Annotated in this window: 20 protein-coding genes; 13 read left to right on the top strand and 7 right to left on the bottom strand. The window is 71.3% G+C overall.

Annotated elements, in window-relative coordinates; genetic code table 11:
* Positions 1–58 precede the first annotated feature (58 nt).
* On the top strand, positions 59–1,285 hold the full coding sequence (locus tag ACTFAP_RS00310) for an erythromycin esterase family protein (RefSeq protein ID WP_500467902.1): 1,227 nt from the start codon (positions 59–61) through the stop codon (positions 1,283–1,285).
* Positions 1,286–1,371: 86 nt separating this feature from the next.
* Here the strand turns inward: ACTFAP_RS00310 and ACTFAP_RS00315 are convergent, their stop codons facing one another.
* Together ACTFAP_RS00315 and ACTFAP_RS00320 are read right to left on the bottom strand one after the other, a co-directional pair.
* Positions 1,372–4,515, bottom strand: a complete 3,144-nt coding sequence (locus ACTFAP_RS00315) for a ThuA domain-containing protein (protein ID WP_500467903.1) — start codon at positions 4,513–4,515, stop codon at positions 1,372–1,374.
* 234 nt (positions 4,516–4,749) lie between these two features.
* Positions 4,750–5,955 carry an ROK family protein gene (locus tag ACTFAP_RS00320; RefSeq protein ID WP_500467904.1) on the bottom strand — a complete coding sequence of 402 codons (1,206 nt, stop codon included), beginning with the start codon at positions 5,953–5,955 and terminating at the stop codon, positions 4,750–4,752.
* A gap of 285 nt (positions 5,956–6,240) precedes the next feature.
* Here ACTFAP_RS00320 and ACTFAP_RS00325 point away from each other — a divergent pair, with 285 nt between their 5' ends.
* From ACTFAP_RS00325 to ACTFAP_RS00335, 3 genes are read left to right on the top strand one after another with little or no spacing between them, the layout of a single operon-like run.
* Complete coding sequence (locus tag ACTFAP_RS00325) at positions 6,241–7,524, top strand: ABC transporter substrate-binding protein (RefSeq protein WP_500467905.1); 1,284 nt, start codon at positions 6,241–6,243, stop codon at positions 7,522–7,524.
* 38 nt (positions 7,525–7,562) lie between these two features.
* Positions 7,563–8,510, top strand: a complete 948-nt coding sequence (locus ACTFAP_RS00330) for a carbohydrate ABC transporter permease (protein ID WP_500467906.1) — start codon at positions 7,563–7,565, stop codon at positions 8,508–8,510.
* A complete protein-coding gene (locus tag ACTFAP_RS00335) occupies positions 8,507–9,376 on the top strand; it encodes a carbohydrate ABC transporter permease (RefSeq protein ID WP_500467907.1) in 870 nt (289 codons plus the stop codon). Before ACTFAP_RS00330 ends, ACTFAP_RS00335 begins: the two co-directional genes overlap by 4 nt.
* A gap of 89 nt (positions 9,377–9,465) precedes the next feature.
* Here ACTFAP_RS00335 and ACTFAP_RS00340 read toward each other — a convergent pair whose 3' ends face one another.
* The 5 genes from ACTFAP_RS00340 to ACTFAP_RS00360 all read right to left on the bottom strand — a co-directional run bounded on the left by ACTFAP_RS00340 (position 9,466) and on the right by ACTFAP_RS00360 (position 15,814).
* Positions 9,466–10,593 (bottom strand): FAD-dependent oxidoreductase, encoded by a 1,128-nt coding sequence (locus ACTFAP_RS00340; RefSeq protein WP_500467908.1) that lies wholly within the window; start codon positions 10,591–10,593, stop codon positions 9,466–9,468.
* 672 nt (positions 10,594–11,265) lie between these two features.
* Positions 11,266–11,994, bottom strand: a complete 729-nt coding sequence (locus tag ACTFAP_RS00345) for a D-Ala-D-Ala carboxypeptidase family metallohydrolase (RefSeq protein WP_495683033.1) — start codon at positions 11,992–11,994, stop codon at positions 11,266–11,268.
* Between the two features lie 162 nt (positions 11,995–12,156).
* Positions 12,157–13,386, bottom strand: a complete 1,230-nt coding sequence (locus tag ACTFAP_RS00350) for an MFS transporter (protein WP_495683034.1) — start codon at positions 13,384–13,386, stop codon at positions 12,157–12,159.
* 36 nt (positions 13,387–13,422) lie between these two features.
* Positions 13,423–15,006 (bottom strand): nucleotidyltransferase family protein, encoded by a 1,584-nt coding sequence (locus ACTFAP_RS00355; protein ID WP_500467909.1) that lies wholly within the window; start codon positions 15,004–15,006, stop codon positions 13,423–13,425.
* Between the two features lie 52 nt (positions 15,007–15,058).
* The gene (locus ACTFAP_RS00360; protein ID WP_500467910.1) at positions 15,059–15,814 is read right to left on the bottom strand and encodes a tyrosine-protein phosphatase; all 756 of its coding nucleotides are present in this window, start codon (positions 15,812–15,814) and stop codon (positions 15,059–15,061) included.
* Positions 15,815–16,866: 1,052 nt separating this feature from the next.
* Here ACTFAP_RS00360 and ACTFAP_RS00365 point away from each other — a divergent pair.
* From ACTFAP_RS00365 to ACTFAP_RS00405, 9 genes are all read left to right on the top strand, one after another.
* Positions 16,867–17,751, top strand: a complete 885-nt coding sequence (locus ACTFAP_RS00365) for a class I SAM-dependent methyltransferase (RefSeq protein ID WP_400011001.1) — start codon at positions 16,867–16,869, stop codon at positions 17,749–17,751.
* A gap of 15 nt (positions 17,752–17,766) precedes the next feature.
* A complete protein-coding gene (locus ACTFAP_RS00370; protein ID WP_500467911.1) occupies positions 17,767–18,834 on the top strand; it encodes a cytidine deaminase in 1,068 nt (355 codons plus the stop codon).
* Between the two features lie 30 nt (positions 18,835–18,864).
* Positions 18,865–19,803, top strand: a complete 939-nt coding sequence (locus tag ACTFAP_RS00375; RefSeq protein WP_500467912.1) for a hypothetical protein — start codon at positions 18,865–18,867, stop codon at positions 19,801–19,803.
* A complete protein-coding gene (locus ACTFAP_RS00380) occupies positions 19,800–20,333 on the top strand; it encodes a dCTP deaminase domain-containing protein (RefSeq protein WP_495683038.1) in 534 nt (177 codons plus the stop codon). Before ACTFAP_RS00375 ends, ACTFAP_RS00380 begins: the two co-directional genes overlap by 4 nt.
* On the top strand, positions 20,330–20,872 hold the full coding sequence (dcd, locus tag ACTFAP_RS00385) for a dCTP deaminase (protein WP_390115569.1): 543 nt from the start codon (positions 20,330–20,332) through the stop codon (positions 20,870–20,872). The genes ACTFAP_RS00380 and dcd overlap by 4 nt, the downstream gene beginning before the upstream one ends.
* A gap of 37 nt (positions 20,873–20,909) precedes the next feature.
* The gene (locus ACTFAP_RS00390) at positions 20,910–21,977 is read left to right on the top strand and encodes a hypothetical protein (protein WP_495683039.1); all 1,068 of its coding nucleotides are present in this window, start codon (positions 20,910–20,912) and stop codon (positions 21,975–21,977) included.
* 48 nt (positions 21,978–22,025) lie between these two features.
* Complete coding sequence (locus ACTFAP_RS00395; RefSeq protein WP_500467913.1) at positions 22,026–23,036, top strand: NUDIX domain-containing protein; 1,011 nt, start codon at positions 22,026–22,028, stop codon at positions 23,034–23,036.
* Between the two features lie 268 nt (positions 23,037–23,304).
* Positions 23,305–23,814: an NUDIX hydrolase gene (locus tag ACTFAP_RS00400; protein ID WP_500467914.1), complete on the top strand. Its 510-nt coding sequence runs from the start codon at positions 23,305–23,307 to the stop codon at positions 23,812–23,814.
* Positions 23,815–23,891: 77 nt separating this feature from the next.
* The gene (locus tag ACTFAP_RS00405) at positions 23,892–24,593 is read left to right on the top strand and encodes a class I SAM-dependent methyltransferase (RefSeq protein ID WP_500467915.1); all 702 of its coding nucleotides are present in this window, start codon (positions 23,892–23,894) and stop codon (positions 24,591–24,593) included.
* Positions 24,594–24,604 lie beyond the last annotated feature (11 nt).

A 24,604-nucleotide genomic window follows, 5' to 3' on the forward strand; every position in this document is an offset into this window, starting at 1 on the left:
GTTCCTGCCGTTGTCGCGCAAAAGTTTCAACCGGACCTTCAACGATAGCGTTGAAGCCATGGCTATTGATGTCAAGGACAGCGCCCAGGCAGCCGACGCCGCCTCCGTCATGCGGCTGCTTCCGGCCCGGCCGCGGGTGCTCGCCCTGGGGGAGCCCACCCACGGTGAGGAATCGCTGCTCGAGGTGCGCAACGGGCTGTTCCGGCAGTTCGTGGAGGAGGAGGGGTACCGGACGATCGCGATCGAGAGCGACTGTCTGATGGGCCTCGTGGTGGACGACTACGTCACGGGGGGCACGGACGATCTCGACCGGGCGATGGAAGAGGGGTTCAGCCACGGGCTCGGGTCCTCCGGGGCCAACCGTGAACTGGTGCGCTGGATGCGGGCGTACAACGAGGGGCGGCCGGTCGCCGCGTGTGTGCGGTTCGCCGGTTTCGACGGTCCGCTGGAGATCACCGGTGCGGCGAGCCCCCGGTACGCCCTGGTGGCGCTGTACGACTACCTCGCGGCGCGGGTGCCCCCGGGCCTGCTGCCCTGCACGGCGGAGACGCTGGAGCGGCTGCTCGGGGAGGACGAGCCGTGGACGGAGCCGGCCGCGATGACGGACGCCTCGCGGTCCGTGGGGCAGTCGGCGCGGGCCAGGGAGCTGATGCTGCTCGCGGACGACCTGGTGGCGCTCCTGGACACGCGGACCCCCGAGTTGGGCACGTCCGGGTCACAGGAGGAGTGGGACCGGGCGCGCCTGTACGGGCGCACCGCCACCGGTCTGCTGCGGTACCACTTCTGGATGGCCGACACCTCACCCAGCCGGATGAACCGGCTGGTGGAGCTGCGGGACCGGATGATGGCCGACAATCTGCTGGCGCTCGCCGAACGGGGCCCGGTGCTGGTCCACGCCCACAACTCCCATCTGCAGCGGGACAGGAGCTCCATGCGGATGTGGGACCAGCCGCTGGTGGAGTGGTGGAGCGCCGGTGCCATCGTGAGCGCGCACCTGGGCGCGGAGTACGCCTTCGTGGCCACGGCGCTCGGCACGATCCGGCACCGGGGTGTGGAGGAGCCGCCGCCGGAGAGTGTCGAGGGGCTGCTGTACGCGCTGCCGGAGGAGCGGTACGTCGTCGATGTCCGGCGGCTGGTTTCGGTTCTCGGGGAGCCCCGGCCCGCCGCTCGTACTTCGCCCTGGTTCGGGTACGCGCCACTCGACCCGGCGCACCTGGGCGGGCTCGACGGGATGGTGTTCGTGAAGGACCTGCGGCGGGGTGAGGGCGGTGACCCGGGAGCCTGACCGGCGTTGCCGGGAGGGGCCATCGTGGGAGGAGTGGCCGCCCGCCCCGTTCCAGGGCGGGCGGCGTCTTCGTCGGGGAGTACGGCTCAGCGGCCGCCGGTCTGTGTCTCCGGCTCGCTGATGCCCTGTCCGATGTAGTTCACCCAGTTCACGTTGAGCTCGCCGGTGGTCTTCACGAAGTACAGCGGACCGCTGTGTCCGGCGCTCTCACCGCTCACCGGGCCGGCGAAGTCCTCGTACGTCTGCCAGCCGCCGGTGGGCTCGACCCGCACGGTGGCGACCACCGGCCCCTCCGGATCACCGGTACGGACCTCGACCGTCGCGCCGGCGGAGGGCGAGGCGGCCCGCAGGCTGATCTCGTCGATGCCGGTGAGATTGGCCGGCTCCCACGCCCACCAGTCGCCGTCCTCGATGAAGCCGATGTTCTGGCCGCCGCCGGCGGTGTCCCCGGTGGGCTCGATCTCCACGCCCGGAGTGCCGCCGGCCGGAGCGGACGGGACCCGGCCCGTGGCGTCGAAGTGCTCGGCCTCACGGTGCTTCGGCTGGAGGACCAGCACCTCCTGGCTGGTGATCGGCGGGGCGTCACCGGCGCCGTCGTCCGTGTAGGTCACGGTGACGGTGCCGAAGATGTTGGCCCCGGTGTGCCCCTCGTCGCCGGGCAGCGGGAAGGTCCCGGAGCAGCCCCGGTACTGCTCGTAGCCGTGGGAGTGTTCGTCGTGGCCGAGCCCCGGCTGCACGATCACCCGGTCGCAGTCGATCTGCGCGTCCTCGGCGTCGGTGACGGACACCTCGTAGGCGATGGTGTCGCCGAAGGAGAAGTACCCGCCGTTCAGGGGCGCGTGGACCTCGATGGCGGGGGCGGTGTTGCCGGCCGTAATGTCGAGGTTGGAGACGGCGGTGCGGCCGTCGGCGTCGGTGACCGTCAGCCGTGCGGTGAAGCGTCCCGCCTGGGTGTAGGTGTGGGTGGGGGCGGTCTCGGTGCTGTCCGTGGTGCCGTCACCGTCGAAGTCCCAGGCGAAGGTGATCGGTGTGCCGTCCGGGTGGTGGGACGGCGATGCGTCGAAGGTGACCTCCAGCGGGAGGGGCCCCGAGGTATGGCTGGCGGTCATCCGGGCGACCGGGGCGCGGTTGCCGTGCACGTAGTCCACGCGGTACACGCCGGAGTCGGCGTTGTCCCCGCCGAAGCCGCTGCCCCACTCGATGACGTAGAGCGCGCCGTCCGGGCCGAACCGCAGGGCGTGGGGGCGGGTGAAGTCCATCTCCTCCAGGATCCGGGAGACGTCCGAGACCCCGGTGCGTTCCGCGTCGGGCTGCACGGAGAACATCCGGCTGTTGTTCCAGTCCGCGAAGACCGCCTTGCCGTCGAAGTAGGCGGGCCACTTGCGGTCGGAGTCCAGGTCGGCGTCGTACGCGTACGCGCCGCTGGTCATCGGGGCGCCGCTGGTGCCGATCTCCGGGACACCCGTGCTGGAGGCGCCCATCCACAGCTCGGCGGGGACGGCCGGGGGCAGTTCGCGCACGCCCGTGTTGTGCGGGGAGTCGTTCACCGGCGCGGCGCAGTCGAAGGCCGCTCCGGCGGTGCCGGTCGCGTAGTCGAAGGCGTGGTAAGGGGTGTTGTCGCCGACGCAGTAGGGCCAGCCGTAGAAGCCGGGCTCGTCCACGATGTTCCACTCGACGCGGCCGTCGGGGCCGCGGGTGGGATCGGCGGCGGCGGCGTCCGGACCGTAGTCGGCGACGTAGAGGGCGTCCGTGCTCGGGTCGAGGCCGATCCGGAAGGGGTTGCGGAAGCCCATGGCGTAGATCTCGGAGCGGGTGTCGGCGGTGCCCGGTGCGTAGAGGTTGCCCTCCGGGACGGTGTAGCCGCCGTCGTCCTGGGGGGTGATGCGAAGGATCTTGCCGTTGAGGACGGCGCTGTTGGCCGAGGTGGCCTGGGCGTCCCAGGCGGCCCGTCCGGGCCGCTCGTCCAGGGGGGCGTAGCCGTCGGTCGGCGATCCGAAGGGGTTGGTGTTGTCGCCGGTGGCGATGTAGAGGTTGCCCTGTCCGTCGAACTCCAGGGCGCCGCCGGCGTGGCAGCACTGCTCGCGCTGGACGTCGATCTCCAGGAGGACCTCCTCGCCGGCGAGGTCGAGGGTGTCGCCGCTGACCGTGAAGCGGGAGACGCGGTCGACGGGGTCGGTGCCGGCCGGCGAGTAGTACAGGTACAGGTGGCCGTTCTCCGTGAAGCCGGGGTCCAGGGCGATGCCCAGCAGGCCGAACTCCTGGCCCGTGTAGACGGGGAGGGTGCCGATGGTGGCCACCGTGCCGTCGGTGTGCACCACCCGCACGGCGCCGTTGCGGTCGATGTAGAAGACCCGGCCGTCCTCGGCGATGCCCAGTTCCATGGGGTTGCTGGTGTTGTCGTCGAGTGCGATCTTCTCGAACCCGGCGGTCAGGGAGGCCCCGCAGTCGGCCGGGACGGCGCCGGCGGCGGTGGTGATGCCGCCGAGCAGGTGCTCCAGGAACTCGGGTTCGGCGAAGGATTCGATGGTGTGGCCCAGGCCGGTGTACCAGGCGCGGCCGCCCGAGTAGTCGTGGCACCAGGAGATGGGGTGCTCGTCCCCCATGTTCCCGCCGCTGTAGGTGTCTTCGTCGAGCGAGGCGAGGACGTGGACGTCGCCGCGCGGGTTGGGGCTGTAGTCGTACCACTCGTCGTGGCGTTCCCAGCGCACGGGGAGGTGGGCGGTGGAGGGGTGGGCGTGGTCCTCGACCTTGATCGAGGCGTCCTGGGGGGCGGGGTGGCCGGCGAACCAGGCGCCCACGAGCCCGCCGTACCAGGGCCAGTCGTACTCGGTGTCGGCCGCGGCGTGGACCCCGGCGTAACCGCCGCCGCCCTCGATGTACCGCTCGAAGGCCGCCTGCTGGCTTTCGTCGAGGACGTCTCCGGTGGTCGAGAGCCAGATGACGACGGCGTAGCGGGCGAGGTCCTCGTCGTTGAAGACGGCGGCGTCCTCGGTGGCGGTGACCTCGAACCCGTTCTCGGCGCCGAGTTGCTCGATGGCGGCGATCCCGGCGGGGATCGAGTCGTGGCGGAAGCCCGCCGTTTTGCTGAACACCAGGGCGTGGAAGGTGTCGTCCGCGGAGTCGGGCTGGGCGGTGGCGGGTCCGCCTGCCAGCAGCAGGGCGAGGACGGCCAGTACGGCGACGGCGATGCGGGCCGCCAGTCTGCGTGGGGGTGGGGGTGCGGCTGTCACCACGTGCTCCTCACTGAACAGCTGAAGAAGGTCGTGCGTGGGGGTGTCGCCGGGCCTGCGGGCCGCAGCGGAGCTGTCGGAGTGGCGGGTGGCGTGGAGGCGTCCCGGCCGCCACGCCACCCGATTTGTAAGACTGGATGACAAATTAGGAATGGAAGGCGTACACGTCAACCCATCCGACGCGGACCGGGCTCGGGGCTCTGCTCGGCGAGGCCGGTCTCCCGCGCACCGGCGTCACTCCTCCCGCAGGACGAAGGCCCTGATGGCGGTGACCGCGGCGGCCCGTGCCCATTCGCCGAAATCCGGCGCGAGCGTCGTCACCCGCAGGGAGCCGTGGTCGCGGTGCCGCCGGTCCCTGATCCCCGCCTCCACGCACTCCTCTTCGGCGGCGATGAGGACCAGGCCCTCCCCCGCGACGACGAAGTCCTTGACCATGCAGAGGTTCGCGACGGTGGCCAGTGCCGCCCCCAGCGCCCAGGCCGCCGGGCGGAGCACGTTCCGGCACACCGGGTCCCCCGCGCGGGCCAGGGCGGCCACCTGCTCGGGAGTCACGCCCCGGCGCAGACCGTGCGCGGCGGCGGCCAGGATCGAGCGGGTGGAGAGGTAGGACGCGAGGCAACCGCGGTGACCCTCGGTGCACATCGGGCCGCCCGGGTCCAGCACATGGTGACTGAACTCCATCAGGTCCACCGCGTCGGCGGGCACCATGCGGCCGTGCCGCACCAGGGTGTAGCCGATGCCCGCCCCCACCGTCAGCAGGGCGAAGTCGCTCAGGCCGCGCGCGGCGCCGAACCATCGCTGGGCGTGTGCCAGGGCGGTGACGTCGTTCTCCACGACGCAGGGCACGCCCGTACTGCGCGTCAGCCGCTCGGAGAGTTCGACATCGCGCCAGCCCAGGAACGGGGCGTCGAAGCGCGGCGCGGCGGCCGGATCGGAGCGGGGGCGGGCCGCGCCGCCCAGGGTGACCCCGGCGGCGACGGGCGCCGTGTCCGCGGTGCTGAGCCGTTCCCGCACTCCGGCGATCCGGGCGCTGACGGCCTCGGGGGTGGTGGCGTCGAGCGGTTCGGAGGTCTCGGCGATCACCCGGGCCCGCAGGTCGGTGACGGCGGCGTACAGCCGGTCCGAGGTCAGTTTGACGCCCAGGAAGTGGTGGTCGGCGGCCACCACGTCCAGCGGGCGGGTGGGACGGCCGTTGGCCGGGTCGTGGACGGTCCCGCCCTCCACCACGAGGCCGGCGGCGGTGAGCGGCTTGGTCAGCCGGGTGAGGCTGCCGGTGGACAGACCGAGCACCCGGGCGAGATCGGTGCGGGTGCTGGGGCCGTTGACCAGCAGTTCGCGCACGACGGGGCGGGCGGCGCGGGAGACCGTCGCCCAGGCGCCGACGGGGGGACGCCGGCGGGGCGCGGCGGCCTCCGGTGGGGTGGGCGTGGCGGGGGGCACGGCGACTCCCGTCCTCGGCGGATCCTCGGTGGGTGGCGGGCGGCACCGCTTGCGGCAACGGAGCGGTACACACGCCTACTTGGCTTTGTGGCAAAGCTAAGGGGCCGACGATGGGGCACGTCAACTCCACATATTCCAAAGAATTCGCGCAAGACCTCGTGACAAGTCGACGCGTGTGACCTAGCTTGGCTCCGTCTCAGAGCCAACTTCGCCGGGACGGGGCGTGATTGGCGTGTCACCCGGGACGCGCGTGCGGGCCGCGCGCGAGCCGGAGGAGAGGAACGCATGCAACTGGGCGGACATACCCGATACGGTGCGCTGCTGGGCGCGCTGACCCTGGTCACGGCCTGTTCCGGGGGCGGCGCCGGCGACGGCGTCATCACCCTCGACTACTGGTGCTGGAGCGGATCCCAGGCGGCCAAGGTCGCCGCGTTCAACGCGGCGCACCCCGACATCCAGGTCCGGCACACCGACGCCGGTGGCAGCGTGGACTCCTCGACGAAGCTGCTGACCGCCAGCCGGGCGGGCAACGCCCCCGACGTCTCCTGCGTCGAGTACCCGACCGTACCTTCCATGATTGTCTCCGATGTGCTCGCCGACATCTCCGAGTTCACCACGGACGTCGAGGACGCCTTCACCCCCGAGGTGTGGCAGATGACCCGGTTCGAGGGCCAGGTCTACGGCATCCCGCAGGACATCGGCCCCATGGTGCTGCTGTACAACGAGCGGCGCTTCGAGGAACTGGGCATCGGGGTGCCGGCCACCTGGGAGGAGTTCGCCGAGGTGGCGGCCGAGGTCAGGGAACGCGACCCGGCCTCGTATCTGACGACGTTCGCCCCCGGTGAGTTCGGCAACTTCGCCGGTCTGGCGCAGCAGGCCGGGGCCTCCTGGTGGTCCGTGGAGGACCGGGAGTGGACGGTCGCCATCAGCGACGACCGGACGCTGGAGGTGGCCGCCTACTGGCAGGACCTGATCGACCGTGACCTGGTCATCTCCGAACCGCTGCTGACGCCCGAGTGGAACAACCGGGTCAACCAGGGACAGGTCCTGACCTGGCCGGCCGGTCTGTGGGCGCCCGACGTGATCCACGGAGTGGCCGAGGGCCAGGCCGGCGACTGGGCCATCGCGCCCCTCCCCCACTGGGAGGGCGACGGTGCGGAGGTCGCTCTGCAGGGCGGCACCGCGCTGTCCGTCACCAAGAACTCCGACCACCCCGAGGCCGCCGCGCAGTTCGCCATCTGGATGAACACCGCCGAGACCGCCTACGAACTCCAGATCGCCGCCGGACAGTACCCGGCCTGCATCGAGGGCCAGACCGCCGCGGCCCAGGGACCTCCCCCCGCCCTGACGGCAGGGCAGGAGGACTACTGGGAGGTCGCCACCGACGCGGCGGCGCACACCGTCTCCGACATCACCTGGGGTCCGAACGTCAGTACCGCGGGCGACGCCTTCCGCGACGCGATGTCCGCAGCCGTCCGCGACGGCACTCCCCTTCCCGACGCGCTCCACGAGACCCAGCGGGTCGTCGTCGAGGAGATGCGACGCGTCGGCTTCAGGCTCTCCCAGTGACCGGCAGCCCCATGACCTCCCCGACAGGTGACCCGCCCATGGCAACCGCAGCCACCAGCCCGCCCCCGGACGGCGGGCCCCGCACCCGGCGACGGCGCGGCACGATCGCCCCGTACGTGCTCATCGCCCCCGCCCTGGTGCTCTTCGCCGCCTTCATGGCGGTGCCCATCCTCTACGCGCTGCACCTGAGCACTCAGGGGCTGCGCATCGTCGACGAAGGTGTCTTCGGCATCCGCGACGAGGTGTTCGTCGGCCTGGCCAACTACGGGGAGATCCTCACCGACGGGTCCTTCTGGGCCGGGTTCGGCAGGCTGGGCCTGTACGGGCTGATCGCCGTCCCCCTCACCCTCGGGCTGGCTCTGCTGTTCGCGCTGCTGCTGGACCACCGGGCCTCGCGCGCCAAGCGGTTCACCCGCATCGCGATCTTCCTGCCGTACGCCATCCCCGGCGTGGTGGCCTCCCTGATGTGGGGGTTCATGTACCTCCCCTCGACCAGTCCCTTCAGCTATCTGACCCGGGAACTGGGTCTGGGCACGATCCCCTTCCTGGGCGGCGACGCCATCTATCCGTCGCTGGCCAACATCGCCATCTGGGGCGGCACCGGCTTCAACATGATCATCATCTACACCTCGCTGCGGGGCATCCCGGCCGAACTGTGCGACGCCGCCCGCATCGACGGCTGCAGCGAGTGGCAGATCGCCCGGCGGATCAAGATCCCGCTGGTCGCCCCCGCACTCGTCCTCACCGGGCTCTTCGCCCTCATCGGCACGCTCCAGGTCTACGGCGAGCCCACCATGCTCCGGCCCATGACGACGGAGATATCCCAGACCTGGGTTCCGCTCATGCACATCTACCGCGACGGCTTCATCCGGGACGACCTGCCCATGGCGGCCGCCGGCTCCGTGATTCTCGCCGTCGGCACCCTGCTCCTGTCGCTGGCCCTGCTGAAGGCCACCCAGCGCCGCGCCTTCGGAGGCTTCAAGTGACGGACCCCCAGGCCCGGCCGCGCACGACGGGATCCCCCCGGCTCCCCGGTGCGCTCCCCACCGCGATCCTGCTGATCGGCGCGTTCTACTCGCTGATCCCGATCGTGTGGATCGTGGTCGCCGCCACGAAGACCAACGCGCAGTTGTTCTCGACCTTCACCTTCCAGCCGGGCACCGGACTGCTGGACAATCTGGGAGATCTCTTCGCGCACGGCGACGGCCAGTTCACGCGGTGGGCGCTGAACAGCCTCTACTACGCCGGCCTCGGCTCCCTGCTGTGCACCCTGGTGTCGACCGCCGCGGGGTACGCCTTCGCCAAGTACAGCTTCCGCGGCCGCACCCCGCTCTTCTACCTCATTCTGGCCGGGGTGCTGCTGCCGGGGATGACGCTGGCCATCCCGCAGTACATCATCATGTCCGAGGTCGGCATGGTCGGGACGTACTGGTCCGTGCTGCTGCCCGGCCTCATCTCGCCGTTCGGCATCTATCTGGCCCGGGTGTACGCGGAGGCGTCCGTGCCGGACGCCACGATCGAGTCGGCCCGCATCGACGGGGCGGGGGAGTTCCGCATCTTCACCTCGATCGGGCTGCCCATGATGCTGCCCGGCATGGTGACGATCTTCATGCTCCAGTTCGTCGGCAACTGGAACAACTTCCTGCTCCCCTTCATCATGCTCTCGGACGAGGACAAGTACCCGATCAACCTGGGTCTTTACACCCTGCTGTCCAAGGGGTCGGGCGAACCGGCGCTGTACGGCATCGCGATCGTGGGCACCGCCGTGTCCGTGATCCCGCTGATCGTCCTGTTGCTGTTCCTGCAGCGGTTCTGGCGGCTGGACCTGATCAGCGGGAGCCTCAAGGGCTGAACGGCGGACCGGGAACGGGGCCGCCTCCCCGGCCGGCCGGCACACGTACGGGTTCGACGTGGCTGCCGGCCGGCCGGGGAGGCCGGTTCTCACACGGGCAGCCGGGCGAGCAGACCGTGGGGCGCGTCGTGGCCGAAGCACAGGTCCAGGACGGCGCCCGCTTCGGCCGCGTACGCCGCGGCACGCGGGAACAGGGCCTGTTCGTAGGCGGCCAGGGCGCCTTCGGTGTCGCCCGGCCGGGCGGCGAGTGCGGTGCCCAGTTCGGCCCCGTCCAGCATCGCGAGGTTGCCCCCCTCCCCGGTGAACGGCGGCATCATGTGCGCCGCGTCGCCGAGCAGGGTGACACCGGGCGAGCGTTCCCAGCGGTGACCGACGGGCAGCGCATACAGGGGCCGCGGCGTCAGCGGTCCGTCGGCCTGACCGACCAGTGCGCGCAGCGCCGGATCCCAGCCCTGGAAGTGCTCCAGCACCGTGGCGGCCACCGCGTCACCGCGGGTGGTGTCGATGCCCGCCGACCAGTCCTCCGGAACCGTCAGCGCGACGTAGATGTGCAGGCCGCGGTCGGGCCGGGGGTGCGCCAGCAGGCCCTGCCCCTCCCCCAGCGCGTAGAAGAGGCCGTCGCCCACGAGCGCGGCGCACTCCGGATGACGGGCCTCCGCCTCGTACAGGTCGGCCTCCACCAGCGTCATGCCCGTGTAGCGCGGCCGGACCGCCGACAGCAGGGGGCGGACTCCGGACCGGGCGCCGTCGGCTCCGACCAGCAGACCGGTCGTGAACACCGAACCGTCGGCGAGCCGCACCTCGTGCCGGCCCTCCCCCAGCGCCCGTGCTCCCGCGACCCTCGCGCCCCAGCGGACCGTGTCCCGGGGCAGCGAGTCGAGCAGGAGATCGCGCAGCCGGCCGCGTTCGAGGGCGGCGCGGACGGTGTCCTCCGCCGCGCCGTCCTCCCGGCACACGACGGCGTTCTTGTCGAGGATGCGCACCGCTGGGGTACCGGTACGGGCCCGGGCGCGGAACCGGGTGTGCAGGCCGGCGGCTCGCAGGGCCGCCTGCCCGGTGTCCTCGTGCAGGTCGATGACGCAGCCCTGCGGGCGGGCCCGGGGCGAGGCGTCGCGGTCGTACACCGCGGCGGGGACGCCGGCGGTGTGCAGGACGCGGGCCAGCGTCAGGCCACCGAGGCCGGCTCCGATGATGGCGATGGGTTCGTGGCGGGGCATGCCGCTCTCCTCGCGGGGATGTGACGTGATGTCGGGGAACGCGTGAGGCGCGGCGTGATCGCTGGGGCCGCGCAGGGCGGAGCGCGCCGTTCCGGTGCGGGAGGCGAGGCGACCGGTCACCAGGGAAGCCGTGCGGGCAGGTGCGGCTCACGGTTCGGCGCCACACGGCGCGGGCGACCGGGGCGCCGGCAGCGTCGGAGCGCGGCGCGGCAGCCGTCCGTCACGGCTCGCGTGGCTGATTCCGGGAGAACGCCCGGGCGATCGTCCATCTCCTCCGGCCGGAACGAGGACTCCGGCGGGTGTTACCCGGCGCAACGGCCGGGGGGTCTCACACGTTCCCGGGCGGGCAGAGGTTCATCAGCGCGCCCCAGGCGCTCACATACCCATTGGTGCCCGCGGGACGCCATTCCAGTGGCCCTCGCACCGATGCCTCACGACACCGGTCGGGTGCCGGGGGGTGGGAGCCGTGGTGCAGCGGGGATCGCACAACACCCTCCACCGAGCGGTTGTCCTCTGCCACCCCCAGCCTACCGAACGGGATTCTGCGGAATCCACCATCTGCGCCTGGATTTCAGCGCGTTGGGCGGCGACGCCGGGCTCGTCCCGGCCCCGCGGCCGACGACGTGCGCCCCCGCCCGTCACCGTACGGGCGGGGGCGCGGCTGTCGGGGGGTCAGATGCCGCAGGTCGGGGCGGACCAGAAGCGGCTGGAGCGGTGGGCGACGTGCGTGTGGTCGTTGTGGCCGGGGTAGCCCGGGCCCAGGATCTCGTTGAAGCCGTGGTACCTGGCGCGCTGGGCGAGGGTGCAGAAGGACGGGGTGCCGGTCAGGTCGACGCCGTCGCCGTACAGGTGACGGCTGTTGGTGGCGCCCCCGGCCGCGTTGTTGCAGGCCACCGAGCGGAAGCCGCTGCTGACCGTGATGGGCCGGTCGCCCAGGGCCTTGCGCAGGGCCTCCAGCTTCCACATGCTGACCAGGGCGTTCTGCCGGGCCGTCGCGGCACTGACCGCGCCTCCGGCCCAGGTGGTGTTGCAGCGGTTGAGCTCGGCGAAGCTGAAGTGGGCCGGCGAGCAGTCCGGGGACTGCAGCGCGTAGATCCGGTTGAAGGTGTTCGGTCCGGCCACTCCGTCGGCGGCCAGGCCGTACGCCTGCTGGAAGCGCGTCACGGCCGCCCGGGTCGCCGGGCCGTAGGAGCCGTCGAGGGCCAGGACCTCACCATAGGCGGGGTAGCCGGAGACTCTTATCTGTAGTTGGCGCACGTCTTCTCCGGAGGAGCCCTCGGAGAGGGTGCGATTCCAGGTGTAGCAGCTGTCGGCCGCTGCCGTGGAAGCGGTGCCGGCGCCGACCAGGGTGGCGGCGGTCAGCAGGACCAGGGCGGCCAGTGAGCGGAACACTCGTCTCATGGGGGAGCACAGTGGCGGTCATCCGCTGCATTGACAAGGGCGCGTCAACCATGCGGCCGGAGTCTGCTGCGCGGGTGCCGCTTTCTCCCTTCCTTCCGAGGTTTCCCGGGCCGCTGTCCGGTCAAGGAACGCCCGCCCCCGGGACTTCCGTCCGGAGCCTCCTCACGGCGGGCCCGCCGGCAGGCGGCGGAAGGCGGGGATGGCCAGCAGGGCCGCGCAGCCGGCCAGCAGGCCCACGGACGAGGTGGTCAGGACGGTCCCGGTCCCCAGCAGGCCGGCGGCGGGGCCGGCCAGGGCGCGTCCCACGGGCTGCAGGATGAGCGAACCGGTCTGGTCGTAGGCGTAGATGCGGTTCAGTACGTCGGCGGGGATCTGGGTCTGGACCGTGGTCGCCCACATCACCGCCCACACCGACGCCCCCGCGCCGGCGGCCACGAAGGCGGGCGCGAGCAGCACCGGTGGCGCGCCCTGTCCGACGAGGAACGGGACCGGGAGGTAGCCGAGCAGGGCGACGATCCCGGTCCGCAGCGGGAAACGGGGACGCATCCGCATCGCCACCAGCCCGCCGGCCGCGGCGCCGGCGCCGAAGAGCGACATCATCAGGCCGTACCCGCTCGCCCCGTCCCGGTCGGTCAGGACCGTGGCGGCCAGCACCTGGAACGGCCCGTAGAGGGTGAGGCCGAGCAGGGCGAACACGGCGATGACCGGCCAGAGCCAGGTACGGGAGCGGAACTCGTACCAGCCGTGCCGCATCCCCTGCCACAGATTCTCCCGGCGAGGAGTGGGCACGGCCACGAGCCGGATGACGGACAGACAGACGGCGCTGACGGCGAACGACGCGGCGTCCAGGGCGATGGCGGTGGCCGGTGCGGCGAATCCGACGACGATTCCGGCGCCCATCGGCCCCAGGGCCGCGCCGAGGGATATCCCGATCCGCAGCGCGGCGTTGGCCTCCTTGAGATGGCCGGGGGCGACGGCCGGCACCATGCCCGCCACGCCGGGCTGGTACAGGGCCGTGGCGGCGCCGGTCACCGCCTGGGTGGCGATCAGGAGCCACAGCGAGGGCCGCCCGCCGGCGACGTCCACCGCCATGAGACCGATGGCCACCAGCCGGACGAGGTCGGCGACGATCATCATCCGCCGTGCCTGGAAGCGGTCGGCCAGCACACCGCCGACGAGCATCAGCACCACCATGGGGGCGATGTGGGCGGCCAGGACCAGCCCCACCTCGCTGGCCCCGAAACCGGCCGCGAGCATGGCCACGGTGAGCGCCACCGGCAGCATCATGTCCCCGACGAAGGAGATGGTCTGCGCGGAGAAGAAGAGCAGGAAGTGACGGTTGCGCCACACCGACGGTACGGCGGGGGCTTCCTGGGTGACCTCAGTCGCCATCGTGACCCACGATCCCGCTGGGGTTCCGGCTCCTGGTCACCCGTGGGTGCTCCCCTGCGGTGTCGGCGTGGCCGGCGAGAGTCGCACCGGGATCAGGACGCTGCTGATGCAGCGGCGGTAGAAGGCGTCCCAGTCCGAGGCCGGCATCTCGACGAAGCGGGTGCAGCAGATGAGTGCCGGTACGTGTCCGTCCGCCGTGCGATGACGCCGGACGGTTTCGGCGGGCACCCGCAGCGTCACCCGCCATCCGGAGGCGTCGACGTGCCAGGCGGACGCGGTGGCCGAGGCGTAGGGAAAGACCCGGAAGCCCGCCTCGTGGACGTCCCGCGCCGTGTGGAGCAGCTCGTTGCCCAGGCACACGGCGATCTCGTCGAGGTAGACGCCGAGCCCGCGCGCGGAGTGGAAGGTGAAGAGGATCTCGCCGTCCGCCTCCGAGACGCCGCACTCGACGGCGAAGACCTCCTCGGGGTGGGCCGGCGGGGTGGACCACAGTGCCGGGACACTCCCGTCCTGCCCGTCGGCCCGGACGGAGAACGTCACCGGGGTGGGGCCCACCTCCACGGGTGTGGTGCCGATGCCGTCCGGTGCGGAGCCGAGCGTGTCCTGCCTGACGAGCATGTCGGCCACCTCGGTCCCGACATCGACGAGCAGGCCGAAGCCGGCTTCCTGGGGGAAGCTGTCCCGGCTGCCGGATCGTCCGGCTCCGGCGAGCGGGGCGGGCAGCGCGTCCAGGCCGTTCAGGACGTGGCGTGCGAATGCGAGGACGTCCTGGGCCTGGTGATCGCGTACCAGCGCGGCGAACCGGTCGGCGTCGAAGTCCGGGTGGTGCGCGAGGTCACGGATCTCGCACAGTTCGGCCAGCCGTACCTTGGCGATCGGCTGGACGAAGGGCATTTCGACGTAGTCCTTGAACACGTGCGCGCACAGCAGGAACGTCGCCGTGGTGACGTCGGGGATTCTGAGCGTCCCGGCCTCGGAAGCGGGGTGCGGCACGGAGCCCGCGAGGATCGTGTCGTACTCCAGTTTCCGGGTGGAGACCCAGTCGGCCATGGCCAGGCCCCCGGCACCGTTGGGCGCCTGGTAGGTGCCCTGCGGATAGCGCCAGACGGGGAAGTACCCGTGCAGGTCGAGCGGGGACCTGTCCGGCGAGGAGAAGGTGGCCTCCTCGTGGCAGGCGCTGTTCGCCAGCCGGTGATAGCCCAGGTCTTCGAAGATGCGGCCGTACCGCACGGGGTCCGCTGTCAGCAGGTCCAGGTCCGAGGTCAGCCGGGGGAAGCCGGCGGCACCCAGGAGGTGGGCGGCGCTGTTGCCCTTCAGCAGCAGCACCGGCCGCCCGTCCCAGGCGGGGTGGCTCCTGACGCCCTTCTCGACCCATGCGGCGTCCGTCTCCACGCGTGCCGCCGCTCCCGCGTGGTGCGCGTACGACCGGCGTGCCGCGTCCAGCAGCCCGTCGGGGACGGGGATCGTGGGGTTCTCCGCGACCCGGACCAGGAACCGTCCGGCCACGCGATGGACCTCCAGCGCGCCGGCGATGTCCTCGCCCCGCCCGCCGGACAGAGCCGTCGCGTCGTCGCTGAATCCGCCGGCCCACAGCACCGCGTCAAGCACCGGGTTACCCATCGCACTCCTTGTCGTGATCCTCGTTCAGGTCTTCCGGGCAGCCGTGCCCCTGTCAGTGCCGGGGTCCGCCGCCCGGGGCGGCATCCGTCGCCGGCGGGAGCAGGTGCCGCGCCGCCCGCTCCCGCAGCGATCCGGGTACTCCGTGCGCGGTGAGGTAGCCGGCGACATCGCCGTACTCCCGGGTGATCCAGCTCAGGGCCTGTTCCATAGCGGGGACGGCTCCGCTGTTCATCGCGTCGAAGAAGCCGATGTCCTTGCCCTTCGCGAGCCAGGAGGCGCGCCGCCGGGCCACGGTCGGGGCGACGGCCTCAGCGGCCCGGGCGTGGTGGGCCACGATGTCCGGTGGCCGGGCGCCGGCCAGGCCGAGGGTCAGCGCCACGACGAGCCCGGTGCGGTCCCGTCCGGTGCGGCAGTGCACCAGCACCGCACCGGCCCGGGGTTCCAGGACGAAGGTCACCGCCTCGGCGAGCGCCCGGCCGTGCCGTTCGAGATGCCGCAGGTACAGTTCGGCGAGCGAGGCGCACCGTCCGGGCTGCGGACGTGACGCCTCGTCACCGATGGGCAGGCGCCGGTAGCTCAGGTCCGGCTGCGCGGCCAGCGTCTGGGGTACCTTGCCGGCTTCGCGGTCGCTGCGCAGGTCCAGGACGGCGGTCAGGCCGTGACCGCGCAGCAGGTCGACGGCGGAGGGGGCGTAGGGGGCGGTGAAGCCTCCCCTGAGCAGCTTTCCGTGGGTGAGGGGTGCACCCCGGATCTCCTGCCCGCCCACATCGTGCACCAGATGGGGTGGACCGAGTTCGATCGCGCGCACGCTTTTCTCCCCTGCAATCGAGGTTCGGCAGAACGTCGTTCCGAAATGCTTTTTCATGGACCGGCACGCCTGCGGGTGTTCGGCGGCGTGCGACGGCGCCAATCCGGATTGCGCATGAAAAGAGGGAACCCCGAGGAGCGGCGCGGTGAAAAACGGGCATCCCGGGTACCTGTAAGCAGCAACTGCTCGGCGGGAGCCTAGGTTCCGCTTCTGGGGGTGTCAAGGACGCCTCGTGGGCGGAAGCGCTTCAACAAATAGTCGGCCGGAGGGGACATTGTGGCCGCGCATTCAATCTTCGATCCGCAGGAGGGCCGGCCCGGTGGCCCGTTCGTTCCGGCGTCCACCGATACCCCGACCTATTGTCGAACAATCGATTGCAACCGCCCGCCACCTGCGGCGCCGACCGCGCCGCCACCCTTCACCGCCGGGCCGACCGGAACGGTGCGGCAGGCGCGCCTGCCGCCATTCATGCTGTTCAGCACTGGAACGAAGGGGACACCAGGCGTTCATGAACCCGATTCCGTCCGGATCGCGGCACGTCATCTTGCCGGGACGATTTGAGCAGTTCTGGACCGCTTCCCAGCAGAACCCCGGGTCCCGCACCGCCGCGTGAAAACCGGCAATGTCGTAAATCTCGGCACAGCGTGACTCCGTCGGCGGGCAGGAAAAGGATCACTCAGCGCGGCCCGGCCACGCAGCCGGAGAACACTTTGCGCCACATCCGGGAGCGGCAGCCGGGCGAATCAAGCGGTTGCGTGGTTGACGGTTGCCAATGCCGCTCCTAGTGTCTTGGCTCGCCGCACAGCAATCGTTTTCCCGGGTGTTCGCAACTCCGACCCGAATTGGGCGGTCAATAGGGCGGCAAGGCAGCAGAATGCCGCCCTTGGTTGCGACGGATCCGCGGCCCGTCGCTGCCCGGAATTCCACTGCATCCATCCTTCTCGTACAGCGCGCTTCGACATGGCGTGCATTCCTGTGCCCGCGCCGCCCGCCGGCTCGGCCGGTGCGCCGTGTCCGTCCGATCAGCTTCGCCGAACCGGGAGAGCAGCCAGATGACGCAGAGCATGACCGCCCCGCCGGAGCAGTTCCACTTCGGGATCGACTACATCCGCGAGCACTTCGGCAGCAACGTGGCACTCGCCACCCAGCAGATGGCCCACAACCGCTACCGATCGAACCTCCAGCCCCTGGTCGACCACATCTTCGCGTCCCTGGAGCTGACCGGGCGTGAGTCCCTGCTCGACGTCGGATGCGGCAACGGCTTCATCCTGCGCGACATCGTCAGCAGGATGCGGGACGGCGGGCGCGTGGTGGCGCTGGACATCTCCCCGGCCATGCTGGAGCTGGCGAAGCGCAACGTGACCGTCGCGTGGGTCCCGCTGGAGTTCACCGAGGGCAACGCCAACGATCTCTCCCGCTACGCCGACGGCGCCTTCGACCGGGTGATGGCCAACTACATCTTCCACTACATCGACGAACCGGACACCGTGCTCTCCGAGTTGCGCCGGGTGACCGCCGACGACGGGCGCGCGCTGGTGACCATCGAGGCGCGCCACTCGATGCCCGAGATGTACGCGATGCACTTCGAGGCCATGGAGCGGGTCGGCTTCCCCGCCGACTTCATCGGCCGGCTCCCCCGTGGCCGGCGCGGCGTCATGACGCTGGACAACACCGCGGAGTACGCCGCCAAGCACTTCTCCTCGGTCGAGGAGCGGCCCTATGCCGACGCCCTGCGCTTCGCCACGCCCGAGCCGTTCATGAACTTCTACGTCGCGGGCCACCGCTACTGCGGGGCTCTGCCGAAGGCCGACGACACGATCCCGCGGGAACTGTTCGACGCGCTCCACGCCGACGTGGAACGTCAGGTCAGCGCGCGCATCGCCGAGCGCGGGTACTTCGAGCTGACCAAGCACAACTCCGTCTTCGTCTGCTCCTGACCACTGGAGACGGCCATGACTACCCCTCACCCCCCACGCATCGCGCTGTTCGGGCTCCCCGGCGCGGGCAAGTCCACCACGGCCGCCCTGCTGCGGCGCGCACTGGAGGAGCGCGGCGAGCGTCCCGCCGTCGTCCGGATCGCCGCTCCGCTGTACGACGTGCAGCGCGCCTTCCACGAGCGGATCGGCAGCCCGCTGCCGGAGGACCGCCAGGACGGCGCTCTGCTGAACTTCCTCGGCTCGCACTTCCGGCGCACCGCGCCGGACTTCCTCCTGGAGGACTTCCGGCAGCGCTGCGCGGACGCCCTCGCGGCGGGGGCCGATGTCCTCGTCTGCGACGACGCCCGCCCCGTGGATCTGGGCGAACTGTCCGCGCAGGGGTTCACCCTGGTGCGGATCAGCGCGCCGGACGCCCTGCGCCGGGCCCGGAAGTCCGTGCGCGGCGACCGTACCAGCGGGGACGACGTTCACCCGACGGAAGCCGGGGTTCCCGACGCCGAGCCCGACCACCGGATCGTCAACGACGGTGACCTCGCGCATCTGGAGCGTCTGATCGCCTCGCTGCTCACCAACCTGGACGGCGAGCAGGCCGGCGCCCGGCTCGCCGCGGCAGCGCCGTCCGGTGAGCGGGACCGGCTCCGGTCCCTGTTCGACAGGGCGGCGCACCTCATCACCCCGCACTACGCGGAGAACCGCCACCAGATCGGCGCGGTCATCGTGACGGCGGACGGCCGGACCTTCACCGGTCTGCACATCGAGGCCATGGTCGGGCGGGCCTCGGTGTGCGCCGAGGCGGTCGCGCTCGGCAAGGCGCGGGAGGCGGGTGCGACGGACCTGCGGCTGGTGCTCGCGGTACGCCACCCCAAACCCAGTGAGGAGGACCGGCGCATCCGTCCGGTCCCGCCCTGCGGTCTCTGCCGGGAACTGCTCCTGGACTACGGTCCGGACATCCGGGCGGTCATCGGGGCACCGGAGGACCTGACCGTGGTCCCGATGAAACAGCTGCTGCCGTCCAAGTACGTGGGAACGAAGTGGAATACGCCCGGTACCGCGCCGGCCGCACCCGTGCTCCGGCACGGCTGACCGGCGGTACGCACAGGAGAGTGGGAGTCCATGTCCAGTTTCGAGAGGTATCTCGTGGCCCGGTACCCGGGGGCGCGCGTGAGCCGGCTCAGCACGTCGAACAACTCCGTCTTCCTGGTGGACGACGCGGGCCGGCAGCTCGTGGCCAAGCACCTCACGGACACCGATATCCCGCTCTCCTACCTGGCCGATTCCAATGAGGCGCTCGCCCGTTCGGTCCCGGTGCAGCGGATCCACCACGTCCTCGACCGGGCGCAGGGCGATCCGTTCGACGGGACGCTGGCCGCGTACGTGCCCGGCACGGACCTGGCCACCGTGCTCGCCGGGGACGAGCGGGCACCGTCGCCGCAGGAGCTGGCCGCGTACCTCGGACGTTTTCTGCTGGCGTGCCGTCAGCTGCCGCGGATGCACGAGGGCTACGGTCCGTACAAGAGGACGGCGCCACAGCTGGCCTCGCACGAGGAGTTCGTCGTGGGGTACGCCGCCCGCTACTGGGGGCGGGCCCGGCCCTTCTACGAGGGCACGCGGACCGGCGACGCCGTCGACGCCTGGGTGGAGCACGGACTGGGCGCGGCGCTGCGGCGCAATCCGGCCCCGCACGCCGTCGTCCCCATCGACGCCAACCTCAAGAACTTCATCCTCACCCCCGACCGGCGGATCGTCGCGCTCAATGTGCCGATCGCCGCCGTGTCCACACCGGCGCACGCGGTGGCGGCCGTCGGCGCGCATCTGCGGCACCGCCCGTACCACGCGGCCTTCCTCGACGAGGTGCTGGCGAGCCAGTGCCCGGCGGACGCGGAGATGGTGCCGCACTTCGAACTGTGGGCCCTGCTCGGCATCCTGTCCTTCTACGCCGTGCGCCACCCCCTGGAGCGCGACACGTGGCGCGACTGGGGATCGCCGGTGCTGCTGGACGAGGACTTCCGCGGCCTGGTCCACGACCTGCTGCCGAAACAGGCGACCCGGTGATCCTCACCGGCGCGGCCATCACGGAGGCCGTGCGCGCCGGAGACATCGTGGTCGACCCGTTCGACACCGCGCGGGTGAACCCCAACAGCTACAACTACCGGCTCGGGGCGGAGATCCACGAGGTGGTGACCTCCGGCGAGGCCGTGCCGGCGGCCCGCCACGTACCGCTCGTACCGCACGAGGGCCGGTGTCTGCTGCGCAAGGGACACCTCTATCTCGGGCACACCCTGGAACGCATCGGCAGCCAGCGGTACGTGACCTCGCTCATCGGGCGCAGTTCCATCGGCCGGCTGGGGCTGTTCGTCCAGCTCTCGGCTGATCTGGGCCATCAGGGCGCCGTTCACCGCTGGACGCTGGAGCTGCTGCCGGCGATGGACATCTACGTGTACCCGGGACAGGTCATCGGCCAGGTCTCGTTCTGGAACATCCAGGGCGTCCCGGCCCCGTACGCCGGCTGGTACGGGCGCCACGACGTGCCGATGCCCTCGAAACTCCACACACCCCCCACGAGAACAGAAGAGTCGCCGTGATTCTCAGCGGACCCGAAATCAGACGGCAGGTGAAGAACGACGTCATCACCGTCACGCCGTTCAATCCCGATCACCTCAACCCCAACAGCATCGATCTGACCCTGGAGGACACCGTCCTGCGCTATCGCAGCCCGGTGATCGACCCGCGGGAGGAGCAGGAGGTCGAGGAGGTGACCATTCCCTCCACCGGGCTGCTGCTCGAACCGCTGGGGTTCTGCCTGGGCGCGTCCCGCGAGACCGTGGGCAGCACCGCGTACGTGCCCATGGTGCACGCGAAGTCCAGTACGGCCAGGGCCGGGCTGTTCGTCCATGTGACGGCCGATCTCATCGACATCGGGTCGCTGGGCACCGTCACGTTCCAGCTCTTCTCGACCCTGCCGCTCACGGTGTACCCGGGGATGCGCATCGCCCAGATGACCTTCTGGCGGCCCCAGGGCGACATCACCCTCTACACGGGGAAGTACCAGGGCTCCAAGGGGCCGAAGAAGTCGATGATCTTCCGCGATCCCTTCTGGCAGTCGCTGCCCGTCGGCCGGTGACGGCAGGGATCCCCGCATGCTCAGGAAGGGAATGTCCATGAGCCGCGACCGAACGGCGATCGCGTCCGCGCGCGGGGCGGTCGTCCCGGTGACCGCCTCCCCCGAACTGCTCGACGGGCTCGCCCGGGTGATGGCCCCCTACATCGCGATGGAGCCGGCCGGCGGCCCTGTGCCGGCTCCGCGGGTGAGCGTGGTTGACGACGCGCCCACCGGGGAGGGCTGGCGGCGGATCGCGCTGCGCTCGGAGTACGAACCGGACCGGGTGCTGTGGGTCGACGACACCCGCCGGCACCTCGCGCTGCCGCGCGCGGCCGGGGAGTGGACGCTGCAGCAACTGCTGCGCTCGGTACGGCATCTGCTGCGCTGGCAGGCCTACGCCCGGGGTGATCTGTTCCTGCACGGCGGTCTGGTCCGCGCCGCCGGCACCGGCATCGCCTTCCTCGGGCACAAGCGCTCCGGCAAGACGTCCAGCGTGCTGAGCGCCCTGCTCAACGGCGGTGCCGACTTCGTCTCCAACGACGATCTCGTCCTCACCGACGGCGATGACTCCCCCGCCGCTCTCACCGGCTACGGTTCGCCCCGGACGGTCAACATCCGCACGGATGTCCTGCTGGAGCTGGCCCGTACCGCCCCGGCGCTGCGTGGCCTGCTCACGGAGGCCGGCCATCCGACCAACGCGTTCCCCGGCCGGCACCACACCCGCGACGCCATCCGGTCCGGGGAGGGTACGCGGCTGCCGGGATCGGTCTGGGTGCGCTGCGCCGAACTCGCCCGCGTCACCGGTCGCCCTCTGGTGTCCGAGGCCCGGGTGGACGCGGTCGTCCTGCCCCGGTTCGGCTCCGGTGACGGTGGGCCCGCCGTGAGCCGGCTCGGAACGGAGGAGGCGCTGCGGGCGCTGAGCGAGCAGGTGGAGGGGGAAGCGACCAAGTACGACCCGTTCCTGGCCGCCTGGTATCCGCACACGGACGGCGAGCGGCGCACCCGGTTGCTGCGGCGGCTGGCCGCTGGGACCCCCTGCTACCGCCTCACCCAGGACATGGAGCGGCTGGGCGAGGCGACGTCGGTCCTGCTGCGGACCGTCAGGACGGCGGGTGCGGCGGCGTGATGCCCCTTCGGTCATGCGGATCCGCGCCGCTGTGGACGGAGCATGTTCATGAACCCTGACCATGGGGCGCCACGCGTCGACAGCGCGGCGCTCGTCACGGACGCGACCGGCGGCGTCCTGCTCACCCGCTCGCCGGACGGCGATCTGCGGCTGCCCACGAGCAGGACGTCCACGGAGTTCGGGCCCCGGGCCGCCGCCGTGCGGGCGGTGCGGGCGAGCACCGGTCTGATCCCGCGGCTGGGTGGGCTGCTGGTGTGCGACTGGGGCGGGCAAGGGCCGGGCGGTGCCGTCCGGTACGTCTTCGACGGCGGCGGCATCAGCACCACGGCGGCCCGCCGCCGCACCGGGGGCACGCTGTTCCTCGCCCCCGACGCCTTGGCCCGGGCCCTCGCCCCGGTGGAGGCCCGTACCGTACTCGCCGCGCTTCGGGCGCGCCGGGAGGGCCGCACGGTGTACACCGAGCACGGCCGCCCGCCGCCGGTGCCGGCCGCCATGGACCGGTTCGGCATCGTCCCGGCCGTGCAGAGCGGCGGCGTGTGGGAGTGGCGCGAGGAGCCGGTCCCGGCGAGCCTGCCGGTCCGCCAGTCCTGGGTGTGGCTGTTCGTTCCGGACGGCCGGGTGGTGGTGTACGTCGATGTCGCGGGCCTCCTGGGCCTGCCCGGCGGCACCCTGGAGCCGCAGGACGGGGCGGACGCCGCCGCGGCGGCGGTGCGGGAGATCCGGGAGGAGACCAATATCGCGGTGACGCCTCCGCTCTACATCGGCCACGTCGTCGACCGGGGGGTCGGGGGCCCGGCGGTCGCGCGGGTACGCATGGCGGCCCTCGCCACGGCCATCGGGCCCGCCACCGTCGATCCGGCGACCGGGACGGTTCACCGGCGGCTGCTGGTGCCGCCCGGTCTCGTCCCGGAGCTGTGCGGCTGGGGACCGGCGGCCGGGGCCCAGGCCCGTGCCGCTGTCGGCGCGGTGGCGCGGTACGGCGTGCGGAGCGAGGGGGTGTGCGAAGAGGTCGAGGACATCCCGGCCGAAGGGCTGTTGCCGTCGCGTGCCGGCCCATGAAAGGGGTGGGCGGCCGTCAGCCGTTTCCCGCCGGGGCCCGGGAGCGATATCCCTTCATCGGTACGACAATTCCTGTGGGTGGCGCTGAAAAAGGAAATCCTCCGGCGGCGGGCGTTTCACGACAGGGCTTGATTGACACTCAAACCGCGCCGCTCCTAGGCTTCCTGTTCACCCGTCGTGACCTGGAGAAGAGCACGGGCGACAGCTTTTCCACCCGAGTGCGGCACTCCACGGCCACGCATATCCGCACCAATGACCGGAAAGACGCATGGCGGCTGAATACAGGGACGGACGTAAGATTCTGCGGCGCACGGCGGCCCGGGTGGTGCTGATCGACCCGGATTCCCGCACGCTGCTGGTCCAGGGATGCAATCCGCACAACCGGGCCGCCGGCAGCTGGTGGTTCCCGCTGGGGGGCGGCTGTGAGGCGGAGGAGACCCTGGAGCAGGCCGCCCGGCGGGAACTGTACGAGGAAGCCGGCATCCGGGACGTCGAGCTGGGCCCCCTGATCTGGACCCGGTCCGTCGAGCACCCCTATATGAAGGACCAGTACCTGTACCAGGAGGAGTACTACTTCGTGGGGCACACCGCGTCATCGGACTTCGGGCGGATGGCCTGGACCGCCGAGGAGCGGCAGCAACTGATGGACATGCGCTGGTGGAGCGCCGGGGAACTGCGGGAGACGGAGGAGACCATCCTGCCCCCGGCGCTTCCCGGTCTCCTTCCGCGGCTCATCAGCGGCGCATACCCCGACCGGCCGATCGCCCTGGACCGGTAACCACCACGGGCCTCGGCGTGCCCGAACGGAAGGCGGGTCGATCCCCGCCGGCCGAACGACTGCGGAAGGCAGGCACGGTGACCATCGACGAAGCCAACGGCGTATTCGACGGAGAAATGGGAAAATGGTACGCCGAGCACGCGACGGACAGCATTTACAACGCCCACTACGATCGCCCTGCGGTGCTGGATCTGATCGGGCCGTGTGGGGGGCAGCGTATTCTCGATGTCGGCTGCGGCGCCGGGCACTACATGACGGAACTCGGCGCCCGTGGCGCCGAGGTGACCGGTATCGAGGGGAGTGCGGAACTGCTCTCCAGCGCCCGGGACCGGCTGGGTGAGGCGGCGCGGCTGCGGCAGCACGATCTGGAGACGCCCCTCGATTTCCTCGACGACGCGTCGTTCGACGGAGCGCTGATGGCCCTGGTGTTCCACCACATCGAGGCCCGCCGCAGGCTCCTGGACGAGTTGTTCCGGGTGGTGAGGCCCGGCGGGTGGCTCGTCATGTCGACTTTTCACCCCACCCGGTACTGGGAGCTGTTCGGCGGTTCCTATTTCACCGCGGAGAAGGTCGAGGCCGACTTCCTGGACCGCTGGACGGCCCCGGTGTGGCGCATGCCGCTGGAGGCCCTGATGACCGAACTTCTGGACTCGGGCTTCACGCTGGAACAACTCCGGGAGCCCCGGCCGACGCCACGGGCGGCGGAGATCAGCGAGCGTCACTTCCGCAAGCTGTCGACGGAGCCCAAGTTCCTGGCCCTGCGGCTGCGCCGCCCCTGAACCTCCGGCCC

The sequence above is a fragment of the Streptomyces sp. PH9007 genome (assembly GCF_059813725.1).

Bases quoted from the DNA above. Each gene is read 5' to 3' on its own strand.
- ACTFAP_RS00340 (WP_500467908.1), bottom strand. From the start codon at position 10,593: ATGCCCCGCCACGAACCCATCGCCATCATCGGAGCCGGCCTCGGTGGC.
- ACTFAP_RS00330 (WP_500467906.1), top strand. From the start codon at position 7,563: ATGGCAACCGCAGCCACCAGCCCGCCCCCGGACGGCGGGCCCCGCACC.
- ACTFAP_RS00355 (WP_500467909.1), bottom strand. From the start codon at position 15,006: ATGGGTAACCCGGTGCTTGACGCGGTGCTGTGGGCCGGCGGATTCAGC.
- ACTFAP_RS00310 (WP_500467902.1), top strand. From the start codon at position 59: ATGGCTATTGATGTCAAGGACAGCGCCCAGGCAGCCGACGCCGCCTCC.
- ACTFAP_RS00400 (WP_500467914.1), top strand. From the start codon at position 23,305: ATGGCGGCTGAATACAGGGACGGACGTAAGATTCTGCGGCGCACGGCG.
- ACTFAP_RS00375 (WP_500467912.1), top strand. From the start codon at position 18,865: ATGTCCAGTTTCGAGAGGTATCTCGTGGCCCGGTACCCGGGGGCGCGC.
- ACTFAP_RS00370 (WP_500467911.1), top strand. From the start codon at position 17,767: ATGACTACCCCTCACCCCCCACGCATCGCGCTGTTCGGGCTCCCCGGC.
- ACTFAP_RS00350 (WP_495683034.1), bottom strand. From the start codon at position 13,386: ATGGCGACTGAGGTCACCCAGGAAGCCCCCGCCGTACCGTCGGTGTGG.
- ACTFAP_RS00390 (WP_495683039.1), top strand. From the start codon at position 20,910: ATGAGCCGCGACCGAACGGCGATCGCGTCCGCGCGCGGGGCGGTCGTC.
- ACTFAP_RS00325 (WP_500467905.1), top strand. From the start codon at position 6,241: ATGCAACTGGGCGGACATACCCGATACGGTGCGCTGCTGGGCGCGCTG.
- ACTFAP_RS00345 (WP_495683033.1), bottom strand. From the start codon at position 11,994: ATGAGACGAGTGTTCCGCTCACTGGCCGCCCTGGTCCTGCTGACCGCC.
- ACTFAP_RS00395 (WP_500467913.1), top strand. From the start codon at position 22,026: ATGAACCCTGACCATGGGGCGCCACGCGTCGACAGCGCGGCGCTCGTC.
- ACTFAP_RS00365 (WP_400011001.1), top strand. From the start codon at position 16,867: ATGACGCAGAGCATGACCGCCCCGCCGGAGCAGTTCCACTTCGGGATC.